This window comes from Candidatus Jordarchaeum sp., assembly GCF_052745115.1.
In genome coordinates this window covers 1-25,846 of record NZ_JBRAKS010000011.1, presented here as the reverse complement: position 1 = coordinate 25,846, position 25,846 = coordinate 1, and the positions used below count along the sequence as shown (strand labels likewise).

The window sequence follows — 25,846 nt, the reverse complement described above, 5'->3', positions numbered from 1 at the left end:
AGTTGATGAGATAGACCTGGTTTCGGGAATGCTTGTATTCCATCTGTTGATACCAATATATCTGGCAACACACCAGCCTATAAACTTTTTGACGGTTCATCCCCAAGACTAAAGTCGGGGGCTTTCCCGCCAAAGATTCCTGTAAAATAGAATAGTTCAATTCAGGGCATATCCTATTTTCTCACTAATCGCAGAATTTTTGAGATAAATTTGTTTTAGAGATGCCATGATATATCTTAGTAGGGAACTATAAAAAATTTGTGTGTAAACTTGTACAAAACAGTTTAAATTATATAATTTTTTATAAAAACTATTTCTTGAGAATTATTTGGTTAAATTTTTAAATATTAATTACTATGATTGATTATTATTGGTGGTCTCATTTACTTCTGAAAGGATATTAACTGGTATGACCTTCCTTATGAGTCGAAGTATATGGCAGTATTCTTTAGCTAACTCAGCACATGTTTCCCCCTTCTCTTTCTCTCCCTCATCCACTGTTACCTTAGTCTTTCCTTCGATCTCCTTGACATGATAGCCATCCCTTGCCTGTCTTATAGACATGTTAAGAGTAATTTTGAGGTCCAAAAGATTTAACCTCATTCTATTCTTTATAAATATGAATGTGTCAAGAAGGCAGCCCCCAATAGAGGAAATAAAGAGTTGGTCTGGGCAATAGGACCTACCTTGGCCACCCCACTCTATGGGTGTGTCGATTTTAAGTATGGGATAGTTTTTTACACTTATGTCCCCGCCTGTTTCCTTATCCCAGATAACAGTGGTTTGGAATTGATGTATATTTTTTTTAGAGCTGGTCATATTTGTGTCCCCATAGTTCTTTTTTGGATATAGTAGAATTGGAATAAAAATAATATATTAAATCTATTTAAAAATGTAGATGGTTAGAGAATTTATTCGTATTACTATCAATATTTTTTATTATTTGGATGATGTTGGAATTATGGGCAGAATTAGATGTGAGGGGTATTCGGGATTGTGGAATACGGTGTTGGTCATTTTTCTACCACTTAGGAGATGGCTGAAGATTATATCCGGTGGTATGGTTGGCTCCCCGTCATCGCTGCTTATTTCTAAGCCTATTTTGTGAAACTTTTTGAAAACATTGGATGTGGGTAAAATTTCGATTGCGTATTGGTAGACTTTGTCGGGTTTTATAGTCTTAATTTTGGTGTGGGGATGGTAGGGTTGCCAGGGCTTGGATTTACCCTTGTTTAAATCTCGGTGGGAAGCTTTTAGCCAGCCTCTGGTAAGAATCCTTTTAGTGCCATCGGAACTTATATCCTCAAATCGAACTATCCAATCCGGATCTGAGTCTGTTGAAAGGGCGTAAAGATAGAGAGCGATTGGCCCGGTAACTTCCGTGTCCTCTGCTAAGGGAAGTGTTTCGTACCGAACACGGTATCGGGTAGCATCTTTTTTCCTTTTATTTATAGGTTCGTAGAGGTAGCTATCTGGTTTTTCATCATCACTCGGAGGATTAGTATCTAGGACTCCCTTATTATGTAGATAGTATTTGGTCCATTCGGTTCTTGCCAGGGGCCATTCGTTTTCCTCTCTCCACTGATTAACTCCTTGCACGAAGATTTTCACCGGGGGCTCATTTATTATTTTGTTATCTATACCCTTTAGCCAGTAGTCATACCATCGAACTATAACATCATGGTATTGGCTAAAAGGTCTCACCATTTCTGGTGGTCCGATAAGCATTTTTTTGGGAGCCTTAATGGATTCAAAAGCGGTGAAGGCCCCTCTGAGATGTATGGGCACCTTTGACCAATCGGAGCCAGTATAGGTAGGGATTTTAATGTTTCTCAGTCTTTTATGAGAGGATCTCTCCCAGTACAGGGGGCCGTCTGTGGGATTTAGGAGTAGATCAAAAATTACAGGATTTATTTCGGGGTTCTTTAATATTTGAACAAGCTCGGGGCGGCTTTTAATAGCATCACTGTTTAGAGCGTTTTGAACAGCCGCCTCCAGCTTTTTTCCTAACAGGTTTTGCGAGTAAGGTACGGTTCTGGTGTTTTCTCTCAGGGGCATGAACCAGAAGAGTGGAAATACTGGAGTGCATATTCCTCCATGATAGGCTAAATCACGGTAGAGATCTGTGAATCCGTCAAGGGGAAAAATAGCTTTTAGGTGAGGTGGGGGATTTTTCATTGAGGCCACCAAATACTGGATGACTGCAAAATAGGATATTCCCACCATTCCAACGTTTCCATTGCACCATGGTTGTTGAGCAATCCATTCAACTAGGTCGTAGCCATCTTCCTGCTCCTGCGGGGAGAAAACGCCTTGGTATTTACCCTCGGATTTGAAAGTTCCTCTCACATTTACGATTACGTGGACATAGCCTCTACTCACAAAGTATTCGCTTATACCAGCTTCAATAGAAGCAAGCTCCATTATGGACTTTGGATCAAATTCACCAGACTGCATTAGATTCTTTGGTTTCAAGTTGATATTCTGCTTATCTTTATCGTACGGTGACATTGAGAGGAGTGCCGGAAATTTTCCTACAGCGTCGGGATGGTATATGTCCGCACACAGTCTGACGCCGTCACGCATCTCAATATAAACATCCTTATCAACTTTTATACCGAAAATAGGCTGAGACCCCTTCTCCTTACCAGTTTTCATTTTTGCTCACCCATTAAAAACACAGTTATCATAAGGAATATAAAAAAATTAAATTTTGTGTTATAAGGGATAATTTATAGTTGTAACCGTATAAGATTTCTTAAATGCTTATTTTTTCTTTCCTTCAAGCTTTTCGACTATTGTTCTATACTTTTCGTGGATGAGGTTTTTATCAAACTCCCAGAATTCCTCTAACATAGCATCCATTTCTTCTCTGCTAAAATACTTCATAACAGGAATAAAAAAGTGCTTATCCTCTTTCTCAATGTGCCTCGGATAAAATTCCACCAGCTCTTTAAGAATTGATATAACGTCTTTTAGGGCACCAGTTTTGCCTTGAGTATAAGTTTCTTTAGCATTTACTAGTCTTCCAACAGTTTTCCTTGCATAAACGTGTTCTTCCACCAATTCCTCCATAGTTTTTTTATATTCTGGGGAAAGCTGTTTCTTAGCCAGATCTCTAAAAAGAATATCCTCCTCCTTGCCATGATGACACCGGTCAGCATACGTTCTAGCAAAGTCTACTGCGACATCGATAAAATTTGGATCCACCTCATTTTTTCCAACTATTTTGAAAATCTCCTCACCAATAATTTTAATCATACGCTCAATAAGCCTGTGTTCTATCATTAGAGGACCAATCGGCATCAAATCAGAAACCTCCAAAAATTCACCATAACATCTTCCATTATTGAAGGAATAAAAAATCTAGTTGATGTAAATATTTAATTTAATTAAAATGAATCTTTTAAAAAGTTTTGGTATTAATAATAACAATGATTAATGTTTTTCTGATATTCTTAATATAAAATAATAAGATAATTCATAAAATTCTGATTAGTGCTTTCTCCCCACACCTGGATTACTCGCCGAAATAGCGGTAAAAGGTTTTTCCATTTGGAGGTATTTAAAACTTCCTATAAATGCCGTTTTTCGGAATATCTAAGATATTTTTGGCGATTTAATAAAATATTTAAGCGCTCACTTTTTCTAAAGTCAAAATTTGCGGATCCATCCATATTCTGCATAAATTTTTTTCCCTTCCTTTGAGGTAAGATATTCAATGAATTTGCTTGCGGTTTCCACCTCTTTAGAGTAACTTATTATAGCCACCCCCGTGCTTCTGTACACCTGTATTTCTTTTGAGAACTCCACTATATCGGATGTTCCGGGCCAAATATTTTTAAAGACATTCCACCCGAAGATGGCATCCACCTTTTTCTGATTAATCAAAGCCATGACGGCTCCGCAGCCATCTGAGAAATCTGTTATATTTTTTCGGATTTGATCTGTTAATCCAGCCTTGCTGCAGACATCGTCCCATATCCCTACTAGGCAACCGCTTATTGATATTCCGACTCTTGTGCCATCTTTAGCCAAGTCTTTTAAGGACTTGATTCCCTTAGGATTTCCTACTTGCACTAAAATAAGGGATCTTCTTTTTCCAGCACTTTTTCTGCTTTCTCTGCGGATTAGACCTAATGTTTCTGCCTCGTCCAGAACATGTTCTGCGCCACTCGATAGAATATCGCCTATCTTTTTCTCTCTTATTTCGGATATGAGCTTCTCAGCCTTCCCTATTGTGAAATCAATTTTAATCCCATATTTTTCCTGAAACTGTTTTGCAGCTTTCTGAATAGGAGGAGCAAGAGCTGCCGTAGCAAAAACATGAATACTCTTTCCAGCAGACAACCCAAAAACGTCCTTTAGTATACTCTTAATCTGAGTCTAACAACTCCAATCTATACGGAACTAAGATTTAAAGCCAACCTCAATTTATCATACTAAAATTAACAGTTTAGGATATATTCAGTATATTAAGGACGTTTTTGAATAGGGTACTTGCCAACGGATTTTGCTGCACGAACCATTTGTTGAATATTTTTGTATGGCATATCTCGAGGTATCTCACAACCGAAAGCGAGCCAATAACCTCCACCGGGACCAGCAGTATATATTGAATTAGCGCAATCAGCATACATCTCGTCTGGAGTAGCGTTGATGAGTTTATTATAATTAAGATTGCCCATAATAGTAACGGTATCGCCAATCAGTTTCTTAGCCCAGGCTAAATCCACCTGGTAGTCGAACTGGATTGCCCCTCCAGGATTGGTATCCTTTATGAATTGAATACACTGAGGAACGTATCCGCAGCAATGGATAAGAACCGGAAGCCCAACCTTATTAATTCCCTGACAGGCTTTCCTCTCCGCAGCAAGAGCGAATTCCTCAAAGAATTGGGGAGACATCCAGTAGGCCGCAGCCTCACCAGCCCCGATAAGATCAGCTCCAGCTTCGTACATAGCTCGAGCCACTTCGATGTTCCAGTCGGCATAGAAATCCAGTATCTCCCTAAACTCGTCAGGATGATCCTTCACGAAGAACAAGGTCATGGGATCACCCCCGGTGAGCAGTGCAACACCCTGGAAAGGTCCTTCAATCCAGCCAATCACGGGCACGTCAGGTCCCAATTCCTTCTTTGCGATTTCGATGGCTCTGAGGCTTTCCACCATTCTTCCAGCTTTCCAGGGATCAGGCATATTGAGTTTCTTGTAGTCCTCGTACATGTTCCAAGGACTGAGCACCGGTTTCGCAATACGGGGAATGTCATCAGGGGGGAACTCTGCTTTTGCTCCGAAGGCTTCGGCGAATATTGCTACGTCACTGGACATGCAGACCGCATCCCATCCAAAAGCCTCATAGGCCTTAATTTGCCCTTCGGCCATGGCGTAGCCCTTGCTGACATAGACTGAGAAGGGGATACCCGCAAACTTGGCGGAAAAAGTCTGGGCGAAAGGAATAACTGGTACCCGGTCTGGTTCCTTGTGTTTGAGAGAAGTCATCATCCTCTCTAATGGAGTCAACTCTTCACGCAATTCAGCTGCAAACTCCTTGGCCTTGGCTACTATATCCTTCACATCACTGGCATAAGCGTCCATTCCCAGCTTCTTTGCGAGCTGAGGCGAGCTTGCGGGACCGCTTAGTATTGTACGTACCTTGTGTCGAATGCCCAGTTTCCAGAGTTCATCATCCAGCTTTGCTAATTCTGGGGCAGCATGAGTGAGATATATGCCAAGAGCCACAAGGTTAGCATCGGACTCCACAGTTGTCTCCGCTATCTTCTCTGGTGCCACATCAGATCCGGCGTCTATGACTTCGAAACCCTGAGCTCTAAGGTTTGCCGCCACAATAGACTTACCAATAGTCCAAGGACCTTCAACAACACCCAACACAATTTTTCCTAAAGACTCTTTTTCTCTCTCCTTCTCAAGAATTGGAACAAGCTGAGCCGACCCTATTTCAAAAGCTGCGGCAGCCAAACAATATTATCCAAATACATGCCTTTCGTCTTGTACTCTTCACTCACCGAAATAATGCCTTCGGATAAGGCTTGCATTACCTCCAACGGTTTAGCACCCTGATTTAGAGCATTGTTAATAACATCTCCAATGGTCTTATATTCTCAATCGTGAGTTGCCTTCTTAACCTCATCAAGAATTTTACTGCTCATATTTCTTCAACCTCTCTCCCAATTGTTTTAATTTGTTTTAGATTTCTATTCGAATTATTAAATAAAACTTACGATACAATTAACAAGTTTAGTAATTAAATGCATCTGGATAATGTTTATTAAAGTTTAAAAATTAGAGCATTACTTGGGAAGAGTTATGGATTCTGAGTTTTATGTGGGTACTAGTGGTTGGATGTATAACTGGAATAAAGGCGGTTCATTTGACTGGTATTTGGCTAACTCGGGTCTGAACTGCGTGGAACTAAATGCGAGCTATTACCGCTTTCCCTTTCGGAACATGGTCGCAAGTTGGGTTCGTAAAACCCCTGAGGTCTTCAAATGGGCGATAAAAGTTAACCGATACATCACACATGTGTTTCGATTCAGCGAGAGAGCCCTGGGCACCTGGATTAAGTTTAGGGAGTTATTTCAACCATTGGACAAGAGTATCGATTTTTATCTTTTTCAGCTTCCACCATCCTCGGTTCCCAGAGAAAAAACATTGGAGAATCTTGAGAGATTTGTTACTGAAGCGGATTTGGGGGAAAGGTTCGCATTAGAACCCAGAAATATTGAATGGTTTGATTCTAAGTGGGTTTCTTGGGCTGAGGATCGTGGTGTTACTTTGGTTTCGGTTGATGCTCCAGAACTGCCGAGGGACATTTTTCATATAGCGGGAGTAATTTATTTACGGATGCACGGTAGAACCGGCTGGTACTCGCACAGATATGATGAGAAGGAATTGGAAGAAGTAAAGCGAAATATTTTGGGGGTAAATCCGAGAAAAGTATTTGTGTTTTTTAATAATGACCATGCAATGCTCGATAATGCTCAATCTATGCTTAGTAAACTGATGAAAAAATAATTAAATAATTACACAAAATGTTGAATTAGCATTCCGATTAATATCTCTTCTGTTCAAATAGTGGATTTGGATTATGAGTGTGTCCATATGTACTATCATTTGCTTCTTACTAGACGCTGTAATCTCAACTGCAGTTACTGCGGTGGCTCCGAAGAATCCTTTAGCGACGCTGAGATTCAGTACAGCTTAGAAGAACTTGAGAAATTTATCTTGAAGGATCCAGAACCAGTCATTGCTTTTTATGGCGGGGAACCCTTACTCAGAATTCCCCTCATGGAGAGAATAATGGATACAATACCAGCGAGACATTATATTCTGCAAACCAACGGTTGTTTTCTTGATAAAGTTAGAGAGGACTATCTGAAAAAGTTTCACTCAATATTAGTGTCCATTGATGGAAGAGAGGAAACTACAGATTTTTATCGAGGTAAAGGAATCTACAAAAGAATCCTAAATAATGTAAAAATGGTGAGAAATAGAGGTTACCCAGGGGATGTTATCGCTAGGATGACTATTTCGGAATATTCGGATGTCTACGAGGATGTAACCCACCTGTTGAAATTGGAAAATCCTGCTTTCGATCATGTCCACTGGCAGTTGGATGTGGTTTGGAGCAGGGAGGGTGAATGGCACAATTTCGATAAATGGGTAAGAAAGTCCTATAATCCGGGAATCTCAAAATTGGTGAAAGATTGGTACCGAGAGATGGAGACAAGTGGTAAAATACTGGGGATTGTACCCTTTATACCGGTGATGAAAACAATTCTCACGGGTGAAAAAAGTCTTCTTCGATGTGGTTCGGGAATTGACTTCTTTGCTATAAATCCTTCTGGTGTAATCAGTGCTTGTCCAATATCCAGTGAACCAGATTTAGTGGTAGGAGATATTTGGAAATCTCACCCCCTAGAACTTAGGAACAGAGTGATTGTAGGATCTCCATGTCTGGAGTGTGAGATTTATGGGATTTGTGGTGGGCGCTGCCTGTATGCTAACATGAAAAAACATTGGGGACAAGAGGGATTCCGAAAAGTGTGTGGAACAGTTAAACACTTGATCAAAGAACTGGAATATATTAAACCCAAAATAGTAAAGCTCATTAACAGAAAAATGCTTTCTTTTAAGGATTTTAATTATCCAGAAATCAACAATTGCTGTGAAATCATTCCATAGAAAGTCTAGTTTGACTCGGTCAAAAACTTTAAAAAAGTGGTACAATAATTTATGTTACAACTTGTGAAAGTGGCTGGGCACCAAAAATTTGTTGGAAAAATATCTCATTTTTTCAAAGAGTAGTAACTACTTTTTGATTCCTCTTTTGTTGTAAGATTCTGCAATTCGATAAGGATTCCCAGGATTTTTTCATCGTATTTTTCTTTAACTTTCACCCTTTTGATTATGGTTTCGTATAATTGGTACAGAACTGGGCTCTTTAGCCACTCTCCTGCTAGACGCAGGGATTCGATATTTTCCATTAGCCTTTTCGACGCTCTTTTTGATAGGTCAAATTCTCCGCGTGCTAGTGTTAGAGCGAATGATAGATCTTCAACAGGAATTTTTGGGGGTATGAGTTCGCTGACATTCACATCTTGACCCCTATCTTGCAGAAGTAATTGCATAATTTTACCCACTTTTTTACTAATTATTTTGTTATTATTCCATAGAGCTTTTAAAATTATCATAAAACAGTTCACTGTGTGTTCGTAAATTTTTGCTCTGCATTTTATTAGAATATTTATATCTCTTTTTATTTCGGAGAATTTCTCAGCAGTCTGAGTTATTTCGTGGATGTTGTATTCAATCCAATCCTTTGTGAAGAGTGGTGTGAATTTGGTTGTTTGCCATAATCCTATGGCAAGGTCGATAGCACTTTCAAGGGTTTGAATGAGGAGATCCACACATTTTGAGGGGTCTTTTTCATTGAATATTATTTCCGAGACGGAGTACAACTCTTTTGTAAGGTTTATCCCTTGACGATCTATGTTATCAAATGAAGTTTTAAAATTTTGAATTACTTCAGATTCAATAAACTTTGCTGAATTATAAAGTTTTTCGGATTTTTGATTAACTAAGTTTGAGAGTTCTAACAATTTGGGTAATGAATATTCCAAAGCTGTTTTTAGCTGAAATTTTAAAAGATCCGTATCAATTTCCGACGGATTAACTATTGTCCTTAAATCTACCTTTCGTAGAAGCACCTCTCCAACGTTTTTTACGCCCAGAATTTTCAGTAATTCTTGCAGGAAATCAAATGCTTCTTTCATAATCTTAATGTAGTCTAGGAAGAAGGAAACAAAATTGGATACCGATTGATTTGTTATAGAAATAAGGCTCCGGAAGTTATCTAAATCATATCCCTTCAAATCTTTAATGGCATCGTTCATAACTACTTCACTAGCACTGTAATGAGCTTTAGATATATCCACAGTGGCATTGAATAACTCAATCAGCAGAGACCGAACATTTTCAGAAGTTTTAAGAATGGTTTCCACCTGCTGACAAATCTTTATAGGCTAAATTAAAATGTGGTAAAAGGAATATTTATTTGCTATCCTCAAGTTCACTGAAAGTCAATAAAATCAAATTGCCATAACCTAATAATTTTTGACTCAAGTAGGAGTTACGCAGTTGAGGTTGTTTTGTAGGTTAACTGGGCCTGTGGCGGTGTCAAAATCTCCTCTTTTGCATTGAATTGGTGAAATCCAGAATTTTTAATTCCTAATTTTCAAAAAAAGGTTGAAAAAACGCTGAAATAGAAAAAGAAGTTGAACTCGGAGCAAGTCCATCATCAACCCCACACAAATACCCACCAGCTGCGTAAGTCCTATCAAGGATTAAAACTTTTAATTTTCGGGATATTTCTAAAATGAAGAAAAAACTGAAAGGTAAAACAATTTGAGTAATTAAGAATAATTTAAAAATTAGATGGCTTTGTAAATATCACTTTCTTAATATAGTATAGATACCTGTTTAATTATGAAACTAGGAGAATGCTCAGAATGAGATTTCTTGGAATCGATATAGGTAGTGCTAGGATAAAAGCGGTAATTATAGATGAAAGCGGAGAGATTTCAGATTTCGTTTCTCAAGAAATTTCCGGTATGATAAAGCAACATCAACCATTATACTGTGAAAGAGACGTGTTGGATGTTTGGGAGAGTTTCTGTATTTTACTAAAAAATATTAAGAGTATTGAAAATGTAAGTGCGGTTTGTGTTGATGCAACGAGTTCCACCATAGTTCCCATTGATGAGAACAGGGAACCCTTACACCCAGCGTTGATGTACAATGATCAGAGAGCTCAACAGGAGGTTAACGAAATTCTCAGTAATAGTGCCACTTCACGAAAGTTTCAGGAGATTTTACCAGTTGATGCCTCACTCGTTTTGCCTAAGTGTCTTTGGTTACTGAAGAATCTGGATACTTCTGAAAAAATTTTTAAATTCCTACACGAGAATGATTTTTTCACCATGAAACTTTGCGACAACATAGTAACCAGCCCCAACATAGCCAGTAAGAGTCACATTGATCCATCAACATTTAATTTTCATTTTAAAATCTTAAAGGAGTTGGGCTTCAACCAGGATTATCTGCCCGTGGTGGCTCCGATAGGTGATATAGTTGGTTATGTAACCTCGGAGGCCAGTAGAGCTACAGGAATACCTGCGGATACACCTGTAATTAATGGGGTAACTGATGCCTCTGCAGGGGATATAGCCACGGGAACCATTGAGGTGGGAGATGTAAATGTAAACATTGGAACAACTCTTGTTGTACACGCAGTTGTAAATAAGATAATTCCGGATAGAAAGAATAGAGTTTACTATAAGCCATATCTCGAGGAAAATTTCCTTGTGGGTGGTGCTACGAATGCCGGATCCCTGTCCTTAGACTCTTTATGCTCATTAGTAGATAAAGAATTCAGTGTTTTGGAGAGGGAAGCCGAGAACATTCCAACTGGTTGCGAAGGATTAATAGCTCAATCCGAATGGTTGGGCACCAGAATCCCTGATCACAATCCAAGAGTGAGGGGTTTCCTAGTGGGAATAACCAAGAAAAATTTTACTCCCGGTCACCTGTTTCGGTCATTCATGGAGAGTAATGCCATAATTCTAAACAGAATGTTAGAAATAATTTCCCAAATAACAAAACAAGAGATAAGTGAAATAACATTATGTGGGGGAGGAGCAAAGAGTAAATTACAGTGCCAAATCATAGCGGATGCGACGGGTAAAAATGTAAAAACCGTTGAATCAGATGAACCTGCAATTGGATCAGCAATTCTTGCTGCAGCTGGCTTTAATAAAAAGTATTCCATAAAAAAGATTGCGAAAAAAATCGTCAAAAAAAGAGAAATATATTATCCTAGAGAGGAGAATCATTCTTTATTAAAAAGTAAGGCGAATCAACAATATGTGTTGACGGATAAAATATATTAGAAGTTAGTGATGAATAAGAAAAATAATAAAAGAGCTAAGTATCTCGAAAAGTTTTTGAACCAAACTGGGTTTGAAATCTGCCTTTTTATGGCTTCTTTTTGGTAAAGGGGCCTTTCTTTGCAATCAGAATGATTCAAAAACTTCTCTAAACACTATATCATAGGATAAAAATAAGATTACAATTTTTTCGATAACACAACGAATTTTTCTTCGAACCCCAATCTATCGTATATTATTTCTGCGGGTTTTACACCCTTTTTCAGATTTATCCACGCTTCTTTACAGCCACTCTCCCTTAAATAGTCTAATATGGTATCCATCATTTTCTCTGCAACGTGCTCTCCTCTTTTTGGAACCCTCATTGGACCTACTATTTCAGTGTGTCTTTCCTCAGGAACTATATAGAGATTCGTTATTTGTCCCACTTTCCCTTTAACTTCTGCAAAAAGCATTCCTATTGGTTTGTCTCCCCTTCGGGCCATAAATCCCACATATTTGTCGGAATTTGAGATACGCCGCGCAAAAGTGTTTTCCCATCTCTTCTCATCAAACTTGGAGCCCACCAGCTCGCACAAGTATAGCATAAACTTTGTGGCGTCCTCGTAGTCTAATTCACTTATGAGGCTTATTTCTATCGATTCTTCTTCTAATGTTTCCATACTGTTGAACTCCTTTAGTTTTAAATATTTATCTACTATACTAATATAAAAACTTTTCCTAATTTCGTACTGAAAAAAAGATTTTTCGACTAAAAATGATATATATTTCTGAAGAAAGTATTAAAAAAGTAAATATATAAGAAAAAAAATCCTAATTTCAAACAAGGCTCCGAAATAAGAAAACACGCTCTCTAAATTAACCACTAAAAGACTTTAAAGAATAGATATCCATTTCCTATTTTCGGACAAAAAATATCAATTAATCTCCAAAAATAATACTATATCTCAAAAAAATAATTAAAGATGATAAAAAATTTTAAAAATATTTACAAAAATCTAACCCGAGTACTTGAGAATTAATTATAAAAAAGGAAGAGGGGAAGGATTTGACATTCTAAATATTAGTGGTTTCACCATTCCATTGGATATGATAGCCACTCTCTAACAAGTTCTTTTAAACAGATTTTTTATATCGGATTGATTATACCGAGTACAAATCCTAGGTACCATGACATATAACTGTTCATCCACCAATTGGAATTGAACAATCCAAGCACAGACGCTCCCCAGCTCAAAGGAGGACCCAACATCGGGACAAACATGGAAGCCAGCATAAAGTTTAGGATGCCTTTGGGAGGCGGATCAAAAAGTATTAACCCTAAAAAGCCGGAAAACATTGTTTGAATATTGCCAGCCATCGCTAATAATGCTACAAATATGACTACAAAAACGGTTATTATCAGTGAAACCAGAATTATTAATTCCTTTTTCTCCAACATTTCAACCACCGCTTTCGATAAACAAGTATCTAATAATAGAAGTAAACTAAAGCAAAGTCATTAAGAGGTACCAGACCATGTAAGTGTTCATCCACCAGTTAGAATTGAACAATCCAAGCACAGACGCTCCCCAGCTCAAAGGTGGACCCAACATCGAGGTGAAGAGCATTGATCCCATCATAAAATTGAGAATTCCTTTGGGAGGCGAGTTATAAAAAAATAGCCCTAGATTGGCAAAGCTCGCTTGAACGGTTCCAGCCGCTACTATTAACCCTGCGAATATCACTATTAAAACTGTTATTAGTAGTGAGACCACTAACAGTAATTCAGTTCTATCCATTTTTTCTCACATCTCCTCTCGTCTTAGCGCATTGAAAGTCGTTACTCCTTACTATATTTTTTATTATGTATTCCAATATTGGAAATACTAACATATAAAATTAATGTTAAATGACAATATACTTGGATTTAATCTTTAGATTCCCAAACATAAACTTTATTATTATTATCTTGGGGTGAGGAATTTCCACCAGTATTGAAATTCCTAAATCAAAAGTAATAATTCGGGATTGATAGATCTATAGTGAACGACGTAAGTATTTGGTTGCCACTCCTATAAGGAAATGTACAAAACTCTCCTTCCAGGTCTTAGGAGGTTTTCCATGTCTTTTTTAAGCCCAAAAACGACCTTTTTCACCTAAATTTAATGGTTAGAAAAGCTTTGTATCATCAGCTTAGTATGAGCGAATAAGGTTACGACCAAAAATTAACGTCGGTCGCTATAGATGACAATTAATATGTAAGTTTATAATAAAGATATTTTTGTCCAATAATGGTGCTCTCTTTTAAGAGTTTTTTGAATTATACGGTTGAGATTTATCATTGAAGTTTAGAGTTATTATTGATTTCCCGTAATATCTCAATTTTACTTATTATAATGATTTGTTGTAGAATTTTAATTAATTGTTTCTGTAGTATTGCGATTTTCTCATTTTTTATATGCTTTCTTTTTGAAAATATGTATATTTTTTGTGAATTTCTCAATTTTAATGGAAAAATTTAAATAGTTAATTCTAAAATAATAAAGTATTGCTGAGCCAACATATAATAATCGTATCTTCCCCTCCTCCCAAAAACGCCCTCCTCCCCCATGTGTATTATCCCCTCTCCCAGTATTGTTTTGTGTTGGCGATGAAGCATACTGGTTTTCTCCAAAAAAATTACTTCGTTAACCAAAAAGATTATTAACTTGTTAAGAAAAATTAACTGTAAGCAAGTTGAGGTGGAAAGCAGAAATGGCGTCCGGCCTAGTTATTGTCCGCTTTAAAGCAATTAAGGATACTGAAAGGTTTCTAGTTTTTTTGGCCCGTGATAATCCAGGACTTTTGAGTGATGACACCGATGGAGACCTTGTTATCTGGAGCCACAACCCGATCATGATCTCAAAGATGGCAGTGCAGTTTGGCTATGATAGTGAAACTAATGAAATCTGGGCAACATTTGAACCTGAAATAGTCAAAGCTGAAGCAATAAAAAAAGAAGAAGAAGCAATATGGGTGCGCTAACCCAATTGTAGTTGAGCTGAAAAGCAGTAATCCAGCTCGCTGACCACTCTAATTCATTTGCCTAGGGGTGAATTTAAATTTCACCTAATTTTTTATTCCCGCTTTTTAATTGGTTAAGTTCTAAATTTTTTCCACATAGTTAATGTTTTTAGAAGCTTAGTCTATTGTGTGATCTTATCTTTAAAAAATTAAATAAATACTTGCGGGTTAGCTTTAAATAATATATCTCTTTTTTATTTCTCATAAGTTTTATGAGAGGAGGATGATCAAATATGGATCTAAATCTTCAAGTAGGAAAATTCATGAGGAAGCCTATCTTCGTAGAGTTAGGAACCAATATGAAGCAGGTTGCCGATTTAATGGCAAAAGAAAAAACAGACGTGCTTGTAGTGCGTCAAAAGGGCAAAGTAGAGGGCATCATAACCGAGATGGATCTATTTTATATGTTTAAAAATTATGCTTTCCCCGAATTAGCGGGACAACCAGAGGATATAAAGGATATCAAACTGGAAAAAGCAATGATGAGTAAAACCTCAAAAGACTTCATGAGCGCCTGTCAACTATACGGTGTGCACCCTTGCCTCATGGTTGGTGAAGAGGACACCCTAGAAAACGCTATTAGAATAATGGTCGCCGGAGGAGAATCCCACCTACTGGTTATAGGACCAAAAGGTGACGTGGCAGGAACCGTATCCCCCAGTGACATAATAAAAGCATTCCTAAAGTAAGGGCTACAAACTATTTCTAAAATTTTTTTTCTAAAAAAATAAGAGCAACAAAAAATAATTAATTAATATTAAAAAAATGAAAAAGAAATGGAAGAAGTTAAACATCTATTTTTTTCTAGCGCGAATGCTAATCATCTGTAATTAAGGGACAATAGGATTAATCGATGAACTCGAAATATTTTATGTCGTGAATATTGCCTTTTCTCTCGTCTTGCCAGACTATTCTAACTCTTCTGCCCACCTTGATTTTACTCTCATCTAATTCGTTAACATAGTGCCAGATAGCGCTATCCGCCCCATCAAGTCTGACAGCAGCAACGGTAAATGGGAGGGGTTTAATTATTTCGCCAGTATTAGGATCAATGTAGGGAAACTTTACAACGGTGAAAGCACCAATAACACCTTCAGGTCCAAGCTCTACCCATTCATCCATTTTAACAAAGCACCTTCCACAAACTTGCCGTGGAAGAGCGTAAACTGTTCCACACTTGGAACACTTTATCCCAAGAAATTTCTTTTCCTTGAATCCATCAAAGAATTTTGTCCAGTATTCACCTACGTACCAATTATATGGCTGCCACATCTTTCCCGATGTTATAACTAGATACTCTTTCTTCTTTTCCTTGCCTTTTTCAGACATAATTTTTACCTCCAATGATCTACGACTCTAAAATTACTATGTCTGTCCAACTGCATCCTCCGAAACCAGTGGAAAGTGTTCTGTTAACTTCAACTGGTGCCTGGCGTTTACCCGCTTTTCCCATTATCTGTAAAGCTGCCTCGGCTACTCTGATCATGGCAGTTGCACCTATGGGATTTGTGCAAATTACGCCACCGGAAAGATTTATGGGCAAGTCACCGTCCCTGTCGTAAATACCTTCCTTATTCAGCTTAATGCTTTCACCGGGTCCACAAATGCCAAGAGATTCAGGCCACATTAATCCCGCAAACGAGGAGGGTGTGTACAACTCCATGAGATCGAAGTCTTTAATGGGATTCTTAATTTTGCACACTTCATAGGCTTTTTTAGAAGCTGACTCGAGAGTCGGCATTGTAATAACTTCTGTCCTTCCTATGCCCAAATCGCCGAAGTGTGTATAGTCGTGGCTGGTTACGCAGCATTTCACCCATGCTGGTCTATCTGTTATTTTTTTAGCCTTCGCTTCTTCTGCATAAATGATGGCACAGGCGCCGTCGGATCTGGGGCATATGTCTAGTAATTTTACGGGGTATGAGAGCATCGGTGAGTTTAGCACATCCTCAACAGTGGTTTTTCTCCGAACGTGGGCGTACGGATTATCTAGTGCATTATTGTGCTCTCTCGCAGATACTATGGCCGCGTCCTCCTCGGTCGCCCCGTAGAGTGCCATGTATGAAGTAGCCGCTGTCGCTAGGGGACCTATGGCTCCAGAGAAGAAGTCTCTTTCGACAATAGGATTAGCGCAAGTGGCTATTGCTGCCGTAGTGTCAGATTCGGAATTCTTTTCCCAGCCAATCGCTAGAACCGTATCAAACATACCAGAAGCTACATGATAGTATCCGGCTATAGCAACCGTGCTTCCGGTGGTTCCCCCAGTAGTCATTTTCATAACGGGCTTCATAAAGCCTCCGGAACCATCAATACTCCAAGTATCAACATAATTTATGCCTTCGAAGTGGTCCATATTCCCTATGACCACAGCATCAATCTCTTCTCGTGTAAGACTAGCGTCATCTAAAGCCCTCTGCACAGCCTCGTTTATCAGTTCCTGTCCATTTACGTCGGGTCTGTGAGACCTGTGATGGGTTTGACCTACTCCAACAATTCCTACTTTTTTCATATTTTTCACCTCATTTCCCTAATATGAACACACAGTGCGATTGCCCACAGGGTCCATTTATTCCGTGTGCCAATGCAACCTCTGCGTCCGCCACTTGTCTTTTGTCTGCTGTTCCTCTCAGCTGAAGTACACCCTCGATTATTCTGACCAACCCTGCTACCAGTACTGGGTGGGCTGAAATCACGCCTCCTGACGGGTTTACTGGTAGCTGACCATCCATCCCAGTTACACCTTCATCTAGTAGCTTTCCACCTTCACCCTTTTTGCAAAATCCTAGTCCTTCCATCCACATGGGTTCCATGTAGGAAAAAGCGTCGTAAACTTCCGCTACGTTGATTTCTTTTAACGGTTTAGTTATTCCGGCCATTTTGTAGGCTCTTTCAGCGGCATCTCTTAGAGCTGTGGTTTCTGCTAGATCCCGTTCTCCCAGGTGATAGGCGTCGCAGCAGTATCCTATTCCTTTTATCCAGATGGGATTATCGGTGATTTTTTTGGCTACATGCTCTTTTGCCAGTATTATTGCCGCTGCTCCGTCCGATACCGGTGAGCAGTCAAGAACTTTTAAGGGGTCAGCTAGCATCTTTGAGTTGAGTACATCCTCCACGGTAATATCCAAGGGTAAGTGTGCGTAGGGATTATTAAAGGCGTTTTTGTGATTCTTGACTGAAACCTTTGCGAATTGCTCCTCCGTGGCTCCGTATTTAGTCATGTATCTTCTTGCCTGAAGGGCTGATGAGGATATGGCGTCTAGTCCGAGCACCCTTTCGTAAATTGGATCAAATGCACAGTTGAAAACTGCTCGGGGGTTGCATTCCGATATTTTGGCGTGTGCACAGACCACTGTGGTGTCGAATTCGGATAAAGTGCGCATAACACCCATTACTGCGCCGTAGGTTCCGTCACCCTCAACTGTGGTTACATCGCGACCAACAGAGCCCGAGGCATCCATTACTGCCATGCTGGAAATGGTTCTGCCATCCCAGAAATCGTTTGAAACGGTCACCACATTATCAATATCGTCCCGCACCATTCCGGCATCTTCCAAGACTTTGGAAACCACTTCAAAAATCATATCGGCGAAAATCTGTTTGGGTTTCTTGCCCTCATGCTTGGTTTGAGCTACTCCAACAATTCCAATCTTCATTCTTTTTCACCCCACTGGTTTAAAATACTTTATGTCGAGATAGTTTCCTTCCGGATTCTCGTTGAACACTGCTTTAACCCTCATACCAACCCGAATTTTATCGAAATCCACTTCGCCGAGCATGTGTACAAACCCGGTGTCTGCTCCGTCTAGTTTTATTATGCCATAGGCTATTGGTGGCTCTTTTGGCTGTATGAGCGGTTCACCATAATGGACAACAGTATATGTTAAAAGGGTTCCAGTGTCGCTCAGTTCCACCCACTCGTAGCACTGCTTAAAACATTCTATACAGGTTTTTTTAGGAGGTATAAAGACTTTTGCACAATCAGGGCATTTCGTTCCCCAAATCTTCTTATTGTCTTTGATCTCTGTGTAAAACCTTGTTGCATATTCCCCAGCATGCCACTGATATGGTACCTTTATTCCGCTTCTATGAACATATATTCCTTCATCTTTTTCACTCATATCAGAAACCTCGTTTCTTTTTTAAAATGCAAATTCCATTCCACCCTCAGAATAAATTAACAGTATTCACACCTGACCTTGTTCCAATTTTTAGCTTTTACAATTTTTTTAATTGTGCTGCGCTAATTCATCCGCATTCACTTATTGGTCATTTATAGGTATTACTTGTAAATCTCCACCTTTTAATGGCGTTAAGCCTCCTTGTGTTTTACATATATGAGAGATCTTACTAGAGGTTTTTCTGACTCGGTTGATGAGGATGAAACGGAACAAAGCGATATAACGACGATTCTTTCGAATATTAAAATTTTTCCTTAAAATAGTTATTTGTAAAAATCTTTAAGAAGAGTCTCGAGTTCTATGGGAAATTGAAATTTTATCCAGATAGTTTAATCTCTATTGGGTGAATGAATGTTTATTTTGCCAATTATACTTTGTAGTTAATTGCATATTGAATCATGTATGTGTATTTAATCCTAAATTGAGTTATATGTATAAAAAGTATTCTTCAACTTATTCACACAAAAAAAATATATATAACATTACACTGTCGTGATTAAAAAATTGGAAAAAATTAATGAAATGATATGTAACGCTCATAGTTATGGTAAAACATTAAAATCATAACATAAAATATGATTGTTTAGATATCTGTGTGAGCTTTTTTGAGTTAGAGGATGTGGTGTTGTGTTTGATCCAGAGGCAATAGAAGAGATAGAAGAACGCAATAAAGAATGGAAAAAACAGGTTGAAGGGTATAAGGAACGCGATGTGGAGTTTGTAACCGACTCGGGCATTCCGGTAAAGCGATTGTATACTCCTGCGGATATTAAAAACCATGATTACTTAAGAGACGTAGGCTTCCCTGGTCAGCCTCCTTATGCAAGAGGTATATATTATAACATGTATCGCGGCCGTCTTTGGACAATGCGGTTGTTTTCCGGCTATGGTACCCCCGAGGAAACAAATGAAAGATGGAAGTTACTATTAAATGAAGGGGAAACCGGATTTAGTGCCGCAGTTGATGGTTTAACCTTTAATGGTGTAGACCCGGATGACCCTAGAGGTATAGCAGAAGTAGGTACATCAGGAGTGCCCCTTTACTGTATTGATAGTATGTTTGCGCTTACCGAAGGATTACCTATAGATCGGATTAGCGTGGCTTTGGTTGTTGAGCCTTTTACCTCAGCTCCTGTGTGTGCGATGTACTTTAACATGGCTGAGGCTCGGGGCCTTGATATGAAAAAATTGATGGGAACCTGTCAGAATGATATCCTAACTATGACTCTGGGTTTTGTGCCCTATGAAAATGTTGCACCACACCACCTCGTTAGATTGGCATGCGATTTAATCGAATGGACAGTACCCCAATTCAATGTCCCAAAATGGCATCCTATAAATTTTACCACTTACAACTACCGAGAGGGCGGAATTGACGCTATTCAGGAACTGGGATTCGGGTTCGCCAACGCCATCGCACATATCGATGATGTGCTAGGAAGGGGCTGGAAAATAGACGACTTTGTGGGGCGACTAGCATTCCATCTTTCGGCACACAAGGACTTTTTTGAGGAAATTGCCAAGTATCGGGCGGCTCGAAGAATCTGGTATAAACTCATGAGAGACAAATACGAGGCTAAAGACCCAAACTCGTATCAGTTTAGGTTCCACATCCAAACCGCTGGAAGCTCATTAACAGCCCAACAGCCAACAGTGAACATCGTTAGAACCTCTATCCAAGCTTTGGAAGCTGTGCTCGGCGGCTGCCAGTCTATGCACACAAACTCTTATGACGAAGCGATATGTCTTCCAAGTAAGGAAGCGGTACTTCTCGCTTTAAGAACCCAACAAGTAGTTGCAGAAGAAACCAGAGTCACAAATACTATTGATCCCCTTGCGGGTTCCTATTATGTGGAATGGTTGACCGATGAAATAGAGGAAAGAGTTTGGAAATACTTAGACAAGATAGAAGCCCACGGCGGCATAGTGGGAGGATTAGAAAGTGGATGGTTGTTCTCAGAGATGAGAGACGCTTTCCATAAACGTCAAAGCAACATAGAGGGAGGAAAGGAGAAGGTAATAGGCGTAAATATCTACCGTATGGAAGAGGAACCATCCTCCAAAGTTTTTAGAACAAACCCAAGAGCTGCGGAAATAGAGATTGAACGTATCAGGAAGCTGAAGACGCGAAGAGACAATAAAAAAGTGGAAGAAATTTTAGACCAGCTACGTAAGGTTTGTGAAAAGGAACAAAACGTAATGCCAACAATTATGAAAGCCACCAGAGAAGGAGCAACCCTAGGGGAGATATGTAACATATATCGCGAAATATGGGGTACATGGGACGCACCCATGCTAACTTAAGAGGTGCTTTCATATGCCTAAGAAAATTAAGTTCCTAATGTCCAAACCCGGAGTAGATGGTCACTGGAGAGGCGCGGTAACCGTGTCCATGGGACTAAGAGACGCGGGAATGGAGGTTGTTTTCGGCGGTTTTCAGTCCATAGAACAAATAGTGAAAACAGCCATTGAGGAGGATGTGGATATTATCGGAATGAGCATCCATTCCGGAGCACACCTTGCTTACACAAAAAATCTCGTTGAATCACTAGAGAGAAAAGGACTTAGAAACAAATTCATGATTTTGGTAGGTGGAGCAATTCCAGAAGTAGATTTTGAAGAGCTAAAGAAAATTGGTGCGGCAAACGTGTATGGTCCAGGATCCTTGATTAAAGACATAATTGCCTTTATCCGCGAAAAATTTGATCAAGAGTAATCTCTTAGGATTGAGCAAACAAGACATGAGGGACCACCTGTCCGATTGAGGCATATTTCCTCTCCCTGGAATTCAATTACTTCCACTCCTTCTTTTTCCAAAACCTTTTTTGTCTCGTCGTTTCCTGCCACCATTAAGCATTTTCTGGGCTCTAGCATTAAAGCGTTACAGCCTTGTGATTCGAACTCGGCCTTTGTAACTTCAATTATTTGAATCCCTCTGTTTTTTAAATTCTCAATAAGGGCAACGGGTGCCAACTCAGGATAAACCAGTGCTAAATCCTGATCAATTAAACTAACTAGGAATAAAAGGTGAAGACAATCTGCAGGTCCATGCCAGTGAGGTAAGTCTATCTGCCATATGTTATTCATAAAATCTTTAAGGAGAAGCTTCAACTGTTCGACCCCCAAGTCATTGGAACGGTAAGATCGACCAACGATGACCGTTCTTGGATCCAGCCACAGTAGGTCTCCACCCTCAAGAGTTGCGCCCCCCTGAATTTGTCCAAGAATAGGAATATTCAGTTTTAAAATATTATCTCTCAGGGTTTGTTCTTCACCCTTTCTTAACTCTTTGCCCATCTGGAGAATCACTGCTCCCCGATCTGTTACCATTGCCGGGTCGCTTGTAAAAATCGCATCAAGGCGCTCCTTATGAGTATCCTCAACAAAATCTACTCGGATTCCCTCTGACTTTAAAATTTCAACAAAATTAGCATGCTCCTCTCTTGCCAACTCGATGTCTGGCTTTCTAAGATAACTCCATTTTCTCCATTCTTCCAAATGTGTTTTTTCCTCCATAGGACTCCGCACAAGGACTCTCTTGAGAGCACCTATCATGGATTGACTTCCATATGGACGAGCCATATTTGTTCACTTCTTTATGATAAATCAGAGCCTATTTTTAGGATAGGATTTTCGCCTATATAAGCAGTTCCACTAATTTCTTTTTTAGCGTTTAATTTATATAAGAGTTAATGGAATTTATGTGCAAATTCGGGGTTTTAAAGATGACCATCAAGTATGAGGTTTATAGAGAGAGATGGATAGTGCTTGCATCGTTTTGGGTGATATTCTTACTCGGTGGTTTACTCTGGGTTGCTTTTGCTCCGATTTCGTCAACTGTGAGACAAGATTTCTTCCCGGTTTTCAATGAAACGCTTATCACCTTGCTTACAGCGGGTATACCACTTATATTTCTAGTATTCGCTATTCCAGCAGGAGCGCTGGTGGACAGGAAGGGATGGAAACTTGCAACATCAATAAGTGCGGTTCTCTTTGTTGTGGTGGGATTTGGTAGAGTCTTTGCACCAAGCCTAGAAATACTCTTAATGTTTCAGCTGATCCTTGGTGCTGCCGGTGCCTTCGTCTTCTCAAGCGTGTCAAAGGTGGTCACAAACTGGTTCCCCTTGCACGAGGGAGGGTTTGCTCAGGGAGTAGCGACACTTGCTCAGTTTGTCGGAATAATGCTTGCTTTAATATTAACTCCTTTATTATTAGCATCTATTGGGTTCAGGTCTGCTCTGTTCATCTACGCTATTGTGGCTCTAGCTGCTGCGATTCTCTTCTTTTGGAAATCGAAGGAGAAACCTCCAAAACCACCTGAGGAGAGGGTTGAAATCCCCACTATATCTATGAGAGAGCGTATGTCGAGAATTTTTAGGGTTAGAGATTTCTGGATTCTTGCTTTCGCTTTTGTCATCAGCTTCGGGGGCTACGTTGGGCTAACAACTTTTATAGAGAGAATGACAGCATCAAACGAACAATTCTTCTACAAGTTCTTTGAATTCTTTATAGCAAGCAATTATCCTCAGCTCTTCCAGTTTCTCATTACTCCGGAACAGCAAGCCTTTGGAGGACTAATTGCAGGTATGATAACTTTTGGAGGCATCCTCGGCTGTATCATTATCCCAAGAATATCTGACAGAATTGGACGCAGAAAACCATTCCTCATAGTAGCAGCTTTCACGGTACTTCCAACACTATTCGCTCTCGGAACCATGAGTGGCAACACACTCCTAGTTGCAGCATTCTTTAACGGCTTCTTCCTCCTCGCAGCCCTACCAATAGCTCTAGAAATTAACGTCGAGTTAAAAACAATAGGCCCAGCCCTGGCAGGCCTCTCAGTAGGACTACTGCTCTTCTTCGGTCAGGTCGGTGGTATAACCATCCCTCTAATAATGGAGATGCTCATGGCCAACACCAACTCATACCTTTTCTCAACAATATTCTACTACACAACAACTTTTTCATATACCGCAATCATAGGCCCCCTCATATTGCTATTCACTCCACCACCACCGATTCCAGTATCAGGCATGTTCTTCGGACCAATAATGTTTGTGATCTTTTTCACTGCAATAGTTCTAGTAACATTGTTCTTCCTAAAAGAAACAGGAAGAGCACACAAGTAATCACCCCCCTATTTTTTATCATATTAATTTCTTCCTTACTAAAGCTGGGCAACTATAATCACTTATTCATAGTAAATCTACCGAAAAACAGAATCCAAAAAAATGCTTTTATAAATCTAAATTTTTCGAAATAAGGGAAAAAGATAAAACCAATTAAAAAGGATAGATATAACTAATCTTTAAGGATTTTGAAAATTATTAAATAAAAGTTACGTAGTTAATATATACACTTTTAGGAGTTTTTAGTTTTGGAAGGAAAATTGTCTAATAGGGTGGCTCTTGTTACTGGTGGTGCTTCGGGTATTGGTCGGGGTATTGCTCACCGCTTCGCATTAGAAGGAGCCAAAGTTTCCGTAGTTGACATTAACCTTGAAGGTGCAAAAAAGGTTGTAAAGGATATAGAAAATTTGGGTGGTAAGGCTCTGGCGGTTGAGTGTGATGTGGGTGACGAGAACCAGGTAAATAAGGCAGTTAGAGAGACTGAGGAGAGTCTTGGTAGAGTGGGTATTCTTGTGAACAACGCGGGTAATGTAACTTTCAATCTAGTATCAAACATGACAACAGAACAGTGGCGCGATATGTTTAGAGTTCATGTTGAAGGAGCATTCTACTTTTCTCGGGCTATTGTCAAGTCTATGGAGACGGGTGATAGGATAATTAACATATCCTCAGTAGCAGGGCTCACAGGTGAAACCATGGGAGCCCACTATAGTGCAGCAAAGACAGCATTACTTGGGTTTACAAGAACACTGGCGTTGGAGGTGGCTCATCAGGGAATCACAGTAAATGCAATCGCCCCCGGAATAATCGAAACAGCTATGACAAAGGAAATCATAGCAGGCGCACCCGAATTCTGCAAGGATATACCCATCCATAGGTTCGGGACACCAGAAGACATAGCTGAAACTGCGGTCTTCCTAGCATCACCAGGAGCAGACTACATTACGGGTCAGGTTATTGTTGTGGACGGCGGACTTACTCTTTACAACACAAGTCAGCAATTAATACACCGAGCCTTAGGAATCTGAAGCCCCGCCAAATACACCCTATTTCTTTCACCTGCAAAGTTTTGAAAAAAATGGAAATAAGAAAAGTCAGTAATAAAATCTAATCGAGTTTATTTTGAGACCTTGGCTTTGAAAAAAGCAACTTACAAAGAAATTCGCCTAATCGAAGTTAAAAAGCCCTTTAATTTTATCCTCACTCTTAAGAAAAACGCGGGATGGAATTGGATAACCCCCTACGAAATTATGTAACAAAAAACATTTTGGACCACTCTAAGACTAAGAAATGAAAAGCTATTGGGATTAAAACTCAAACAAAGAAAAAATGATATAGAAGCCACAATCTACTCAATTGAAGAAATCACAGAAGAAAACATGAAAGAGGCTTTAAATGTCCTCAAAATCGGACTAGGTGCCGATGTCGATTTACAGGAATTTTACGAAATTGCAAAAAAGGACAGTATACTTAAACTTGTGATTCAGGATCCGTATGGAATGAAACCATACTTTGCGAATTCTGTCTTTGGGAGGACACTTCTAGCGATAATTCTCCAGATGGCTCCCATAAAAGAGAAGCTATGAAATGTTAGACTGCATAATCGATAATTATGCTGAATACTTTTCATTCGATGGGGAAACTGTAAAACACTGGCCTTCACCAAGCAGATTAAAAAAGGTAACTGAGAAGGAACTCAAAGAAAAATGCATACTAGGATACCGAGCAAAATTCATAAAACAACTCTCACAATTCAACCAAATCCCTAATATCATAGATTTATGGAAAAAATCCACAGACGAAGCGGCATAATGTTATAGGTATGTTTTTTTCACAGGGGGTATGTGTTTTTGTTTGCTGGCTGCTTGTAGAGGAGGCGTTATTAAGCCTTCTTTTCCAAATCTAAGCCCTATTAGGGAAGTTGGGCAGAACACTTCCACATACCCAAAATCAAAAATACATACCTATTACTTTGTGCCCAGTAGTTCTTAGGTTCGTTTAATGATTTTTGGCGGTGTGGGGTTTTT

Annotated in this window: 26 protein-coding genes; 11 read left to right on the top strand and 15 right to left on the bottom strand. The window is 39.4% G+C overall.

All coding sequences use genetic code 11. The features are described from left to right. Window positions 1-354: 354 nt before the first annotated feature. The 5 genes from ACUVXA_RS01930 to ACUVXA_RS01910 form a co-directional block, all read right to left on the bottom strand. Window positions 355-819: an OsmC family protein gene (locus tag ACUVXA_RS01930; protein WP_445869541.1), complete on the bottom strand. Its 465-nt coding sequence runs from the start codon at window positions 817-819 to the stop codon at window positions 355-357. A 120-nt stretch (window positions 820-939) separates the two neighbouring features. Further along, window positions 940-2,658, bottom strand: a complete 1,719-nt coding sequence (locus ACUVXA_RS01925) for a CocE/NonD family hydrolase (protein WP_445869540.1) — start codon at window positions 2,656-2,658, stop codon at window positions 940-942. 108 nt (window positions 2,659-2,766) lie between these two features. Continuing rightward, window positions 2,767-3,306: a hemerythrin domain-containing protein gene (locus ACUVXA_RS01920; protein WP_445869539.1), complete on the bottom strand. Its 540-nt coding sequence runs from the start codon at window positions 3,304-3,306 to the stop codon at window positions 2,767-2,769. Between the two features lie 348 nt (window positions 3,307-3,654). Further along, entirely contained in the window at window positions 3,655-4,350 is a 696-nt protein-coding gene (locus tag ACUVXA_RS01915; protein ID WP_445869538.1) for a substrate-binding domain-containing protein, read from the bottom strand. A gap of 125 nt (window positions 4,351-4,475) precedes the next feature. Continuing rightward, on the bottom strand, window positions 4,476-5,978 hold the full coding sequence (locus tag ACUVXA_RS01910) for a uroporphyrinogen decarboxylase family protein (RefSeq protein WP_445869537.1): 1,503 nt from the start codon (window positions 5,976-5,978) through the stop codon (window positions 4,476-4,478). Window positions 5,979-6,326: 348 nt separating this feature from the next. Between ACUVXA_RS01910 and ACUVXA_RS01905 the strand changes: the two genes are divergently transcribed. Next, window positions 6,327-7,034, top strand: coding sequence for a DUF72 domain-containing protein (locus ACUVXA_RS01905; protein ID WP_445869536.1), 708 nt, complete (start codon window positions 6,327-6,329; stop codon window positions 7,032-7,034). Between the two features lie 66 nt (window positions 7,035-7,100). Continuing rightward, window positions 7,101-8,204: a TIGR04084 family radical SAM/SPASM domain-containing protein gene (locus ACUVXA_RS01900; protein WP_445869535.1), complete on the top strand. Its 1,104-nt coding sequence runs from the start codon at window positions 7,101-7,103 to the stop codon at window positions 8,202-8,204. Window positions 8,205-8,308: 104 nt separating this feature from the next. Here the strand turns inward: ACUVXA_RS01900 and ACUVXA_RS01895 are convergent, their stop codons facing one another. Beyond that, complete coding sequence (locus ACUVXA_RS01895; protein WP_445869534.1) at window positions 8,309-9,415, bottom strand: hypothetical protein; 1,107 nt, start codon at window positions 9,413-9,415, stop codon at window positions 8,309-8,311. Between the two features lie 615 nt (window positions 9,416-10,030). Here ACUVXA_RS01895 and ACUVXA_RS01890 point away from each other — a divergent pair. Beyond that, window positions 10,031-11,470 carry an FGGY-family carbohydrate kinase gene (locus ACUVXA_RS01890; RefSeq protein WP_445869533.1) on the top strand — a complete coding sequence of 480 codons (1,440 nt, stop codon included), beginning with the start codon at window positions 10,031-10,033 and terminating at the stop codon, window positions 11,468-11,470. Window positions 11,471-11,646: 176 nt separating this feature from the next. Here ACUVXA_RS01890 and ACUVXA_RS01885 read toward each other — a convergent pair whose 3' ends face one another. From ACUVXA_RS01885 to ACUVXA_RS01870, 4 genes are all read right to left on the bottom strand, one after another. Continuing rightward, on the bottom strand, window positions 11,647-12,129 hold the full coding sequence (locus ACUVXA_RS01885; RefSeq protein WP_445869532.1) for a hypothetical protein: 483 nt from the start codon (window positions 12,127-12,129) through the stop codon (window positions 11,647-11,649). 467 nt (window positions 12,130-12,596) lie between these two features. Next, a complete protein-coding gene (locus ACUVXA_RS01880; protein ID WP_445869531.1) occupies window positions 12,597-12,908 on the bottom strand; it encodes a hypothetical protein in 312 nt (103 codons plus the stop codon). A 46-nt stretch (window positions 12,909-12,954) separates the two neighbouring features. Then, on the bottom strand, window positions 12,955-13,248 hold the full coding sequence (locus ACUVXA_RS01875; protein ID WP_445869530.1) for a hypothetical protein: 294 nt from the start codon (window positions 13,246-13,248) through the stop codon (window positions 12,955-12,957). A gap of 719 nt (window positions 13,249-13,967) precedes the next feature. Beyond that, a complete protein-coding gene (locus ACUVXA_RS01870) occupies window positions 13,968-14,123 on the bottom strand; it encodes a hypothetical protein (protein ID WP_445869529.1) in 156 nt (51 codons plus the stop codon). A gap of 80 nt (window positions 14,124-14,203) precedes the next feature. On the opposite strand from ACUVXA_RS01870, the gene ACUVXA_RS01865 reads away from it, so the two are divergent. After that, window positions 14,204-14,473, top strand: a complete 270-nt coding sequence (locus ACUVXA_RS01865; protein ID WP_445869528.1) for a hypothetical protein — start codon at window positions 14,204-14,206, stop codon at window positions 14,471-14,473. Window positions 14,474-14,745: 272 nt separating this feature from the next. Next, window positions 14,746-15,201 (top strand): CBS domain-containing protein, encoded by a 456-nt coding sequence (locus ACUVXA_RS01860; protein WP_445869527.1) that lies wholly within the window; start codon window positions 14,746-14,748, stop codon window positions 15,199-15,201. A 157-nt stretch (window positions 15,202-15,358) separates the two neighbouring features. Here the strand turns inward: ACUVXA_RS01860 and ACUVXA_RS01855 are convergent, their stop codons facing one another. From ACUVXA_RS01855 to ACUVXA_RS01840, 4 genes are read right to left on the bottom strand one after another with little or no spacing between them, the layout of a single operon-like run. After that, window positions 15,359-15,841, bottom strand: a complete 483-nt coding sequence (locus tag ACUVXA_RS01855) for a Zn-ribbon domain-containing OB-fold protein (RefSeq protein ID WP_445869526.1) — start codon at window positions 15,839-15,841, stop codon at window positions 15,359-15,361. Window positions 15,842-15,860: 19 nt separating this feature from the next. Beyond that, window positions 15,861-17,021, bottom strand: a complete 1,161-nt coding sequence (locus ACUVXA_RS01850; RefSeq protein WP_445869525.1) for a thiolase C-terminal domain-containing protein — start codon at window positions 17,019-17,021, stop codon at window positions 15,861-15,863. A 10-nt stretch (window positions 17,022-17,031) separates the two neighbouring features. Next, window positions 17,032-18,165 (bottom strand): thiolase family protein, encoded by a 1,134-nt coding sequence (locus ACUVXA_RS01845; protein WP_445869524.1) that lies wholly within the window; start codon window positions 18,163-18,165, stop codon window positions 17,032-17,034. Window positions 18,166-18,171: 6 nt separating this feature from the next. Next, complete coding sequence (locus ACUVXA_RS01840; protein ID WP_445869523.1) at window positions 18,172-18,630, bottom strand: Zn-ribbon domain-containing OB-fold protein; 459 nt, start codon at window positions 18,628-18,630, stop codon at window positions 18,172-18,174. A 687-nt stretch (window positions 18,631-19,317) separates the two neighbouring features. On the opposite strand from ACUVXA_RS01840, the gene ACUVXA_RS01835 reads away from it, so the two are divergent. Then, window positions 19,318-20,994, top strand: coding sequence for an acyl-CoA mutase large subunit family protein (locus ACUVXA_RS01835; RefSeq protein ID WP_445869522.1), 1,677 nt, complete (start codon window positions 19,318-19,320; stop codon window positions 20,992-20,994). Window positions 20,995-21,007: 13 nt separating this feature from the next. Then, window positions 21,008-21,406 carry a cobalamin B12-binding domain-containing protein gene (locus ACUVXA_RS01830; protein WP_445869521.1) on the top strand — a complete coding sequence of 133 codons (399 nt, stop codon included), beginning with the start codon at window positions 21,008-21,010 and terminating at the stop codon, window positions 21,404-21,406. On the opposite strand, the gene ACUVXA_RS01825 is transcribed toward ACUVXA_RS01830, so the two are convergent. Continuing rightward, window positions 21,397-22,272, bottom strand: a complete 876-nt coding sequence (locus ACUVXA_RS01825) for a dimethylarginine dimethylaminohydrolase family protein (protein ID WP_445869520.1) — start codon at window positions 22,270-22,272, stop codon at window positions 21,397-21,399. The two genes, ACUVXA_RS01830 and ACUVXA_RS01825, sit on opposite strands and share 10 nt — an antisense overlap. A 119-nt stretch (window positions 22,273-22,391) precedes the next feature. On the opposite strand from ACUVXA_RS01825, the gene ACUVXA_RS01820 reads away from it, so the two are divergent. The 4 genes from ACUVXA_RS01820 to ACUVXA_RS01805 all read left to right on the top strand — a co-directional run bounded on the left by ACUVXA_RS01820 (window position 22,392) and on the right by ACUVXA_RS01805 (window position 25,631). Further along, entirely contained in the window at window positions 22,392-23,819 is a 1,428-nt protein-coding gene (locus ACUVXA_RS01820; protein WP_445869519.1) for an MFS transporter, read from the top strand. A 248-nt stretch (window positions 23,820-24,067) separates the two neighbouring features. Next, window positions 24,068-24,847, top strand: coding sequence for an SDR family NAD(P)-dependent oxidoreductase (locus ACUVXA_RS01815; protein ID WP_445869518.1), 780 nt, complete (start codon window positions 24,068-24,070; stop codon window positions 24,845-24,847). Window positions 24,848-25,120: 273 nt separating this feature from the next. After that, window positions 25,121-25,405, top strand: coding sequence for a hypothetical protein (locus ACUVXA_RS01810; RefSeq protein WP_445869517.1), 285 nt, complete (start codon window positions 25,121-25,123; stop codon window positions 25,403-25,405). Between the two features lies 1 nt (window position 25,406). After that, window positions 25,407-25,631: a hypothetical protein gene (locus ACUVXA_RS01805; protein WP_445869516.1), complete on the top strand. Its 225-nt coding sequence runs from the start codon at window positions 25,407-25,409 to the stop codon at window positions 25,629-25,631. Window positions 25,632-25,846: the final 215 nt, after the last annotated feature.

What these genes read in the sequence shown, in the direction of transcription:
- ACUVXA_RS01930 (WP_445869541.1), bottom strand. Translation starts at nt 819, where the DNA reads ATGACCAGCTCTAAAAAAAATATACATCAATTCCAAACCACTGTTATC.
- ACUVXA_RS01925 (WP_445869540.1), bottom strand. Translation starts at nt 2,658, where the DNA reads ATGAAAACTGGTAAGGAGAAGGGGTCTCAGCCTATTTTCGGTATAAAA.
- ACUVXA_RS01920 (WP_445869539.1), bottom strand. Translation starts at nt 3,306, where the DNA reads ATGCCGATTGGTCCTCTAATGATAGAACACAGGCTTATTGAGCGTATG.
- ACUVXA_RS01905 (WP_445869536.1), top strand. Translation starts at nt 6,327, where the DNA reads ATGGATTCTGAGTTTTATGTGGGTACTAGTGGTTGGATGTATAACTGG.
- ACUVXA_RS01895 (WP_445869534.1), bottom strand. Translation starts at nt 9,415, where the DNA reads ATGAACGATGCCATTAAAGATTTGAAGGGATATGATTTAGATAACTTC.
- ACUVXA_RS01890 (WP_445869533.1), top strand. Translation starts at nt 10,031, where the DNA reads ATGAGATTTCTTGGAATCGATATAGGTAGTGCTAGGATAAAAGCGGTA.
- ACUVXA_RS01885 (WP_445869532.1), bottom strand. Translation starts at nt 12,129, where the DNA reads ATGGAAACATTAGAAGAAGAATCGATAGAAATAAGCCTCATAAGTGAA.
- ACUVXA_RS01880 (WP_445869531.1), bottom strand. Translation starts at nt 12,908, where the DNA reads ATGTTGGAGAAAAAGGAATTAATAATTCTGGTTTCACTGATAATAACC.
- ACUVXA_RS01875 (WP_445869530.1), bottom strand. Translation starts at nt 13,248, where the DNA reads ATGGATAGAACTGAATTACTGTTAGTGGTCTCACTACTAATAACAGTT.
- ACUVXA_RS01865 (WP_445869528.1), top strand. Translation starts at nt 14,204, where the DNA reads ATGGCGTCCGGCCTAGTTATTGTCCGCTTTAAAGCAATTAAGGATACT.
- ACUVXA_RS01860 (WP_445869527.1), top strand. Translation starts at nt 14,746, where the DNA reads ATGGATCTAAATCTTCAAGTAGGAAAATTCATGAGGAAGCCTATCTTC.
- ACUVXA_RS01855 (WP_445869526.1), bottom strand. Translation starts at nt 15,841, where the DNA reads ATGTCTGAAAAAGGCAAGGAAAAGAAGAAAGAGTATCTAGTTATAACA.
- ACUVXA_RS01850 (WP_445869525.1), bottom strand. Translation starts at nt 17,021, where the DNA reads ATGAAAAAAGTAGGAATTGTTGGAGTAGGTCAAACCCATCACAGGTCT.
- ACUVXA_RS01845 (WP_445869524.1), bottom strand. Translation starts at nt 18,165, where the DNA reads ATGAAGATTGGAATTGTTGGAGTAGCTCAAACCAAGCATGAGGGCAAG.
- ACUVXA_RS01840 (WP_445869523.1), bottom strand. Translation starts at nt 18,630, where the DNA reads ATGAGTGAAAAAGATGAAGGAATATATGTTCATAGAAGCGGAATAAAG.
- ACUVXA_RS01830 (WP_445869521.1), top strand. Translation starts at nt 21,008, where the DNA reads ATGCCTAAGAAAATTAAGTTCCTAATGTCCAAACCCGGAGTAGATGGT.
- ACUVXA_RS01825 (WP_445869520.1), bottom strand. Translation starts at nt 22,272, where the DNA reads ATGGCTCGTCCATATGGAAGTCAATCCATGATAGGTGCTCTCAAGAGA.
- ACUVXA_RS01820 (WP_445869519.1), top strand. Translation starts at nt 22,392, where the DNA reads ATGTGCAAATTCGGGGTTTTAAAGATGACCATCAAGTATGAGGTTTAT.
- ACUVXA_RS01805 (WP_445869516.1), top strand. Translation starts at nt 25,407, where the DNA reads ATGTTAGACTGCATAATCGATAATTATGCTGAATACTTTTCATTCGAT.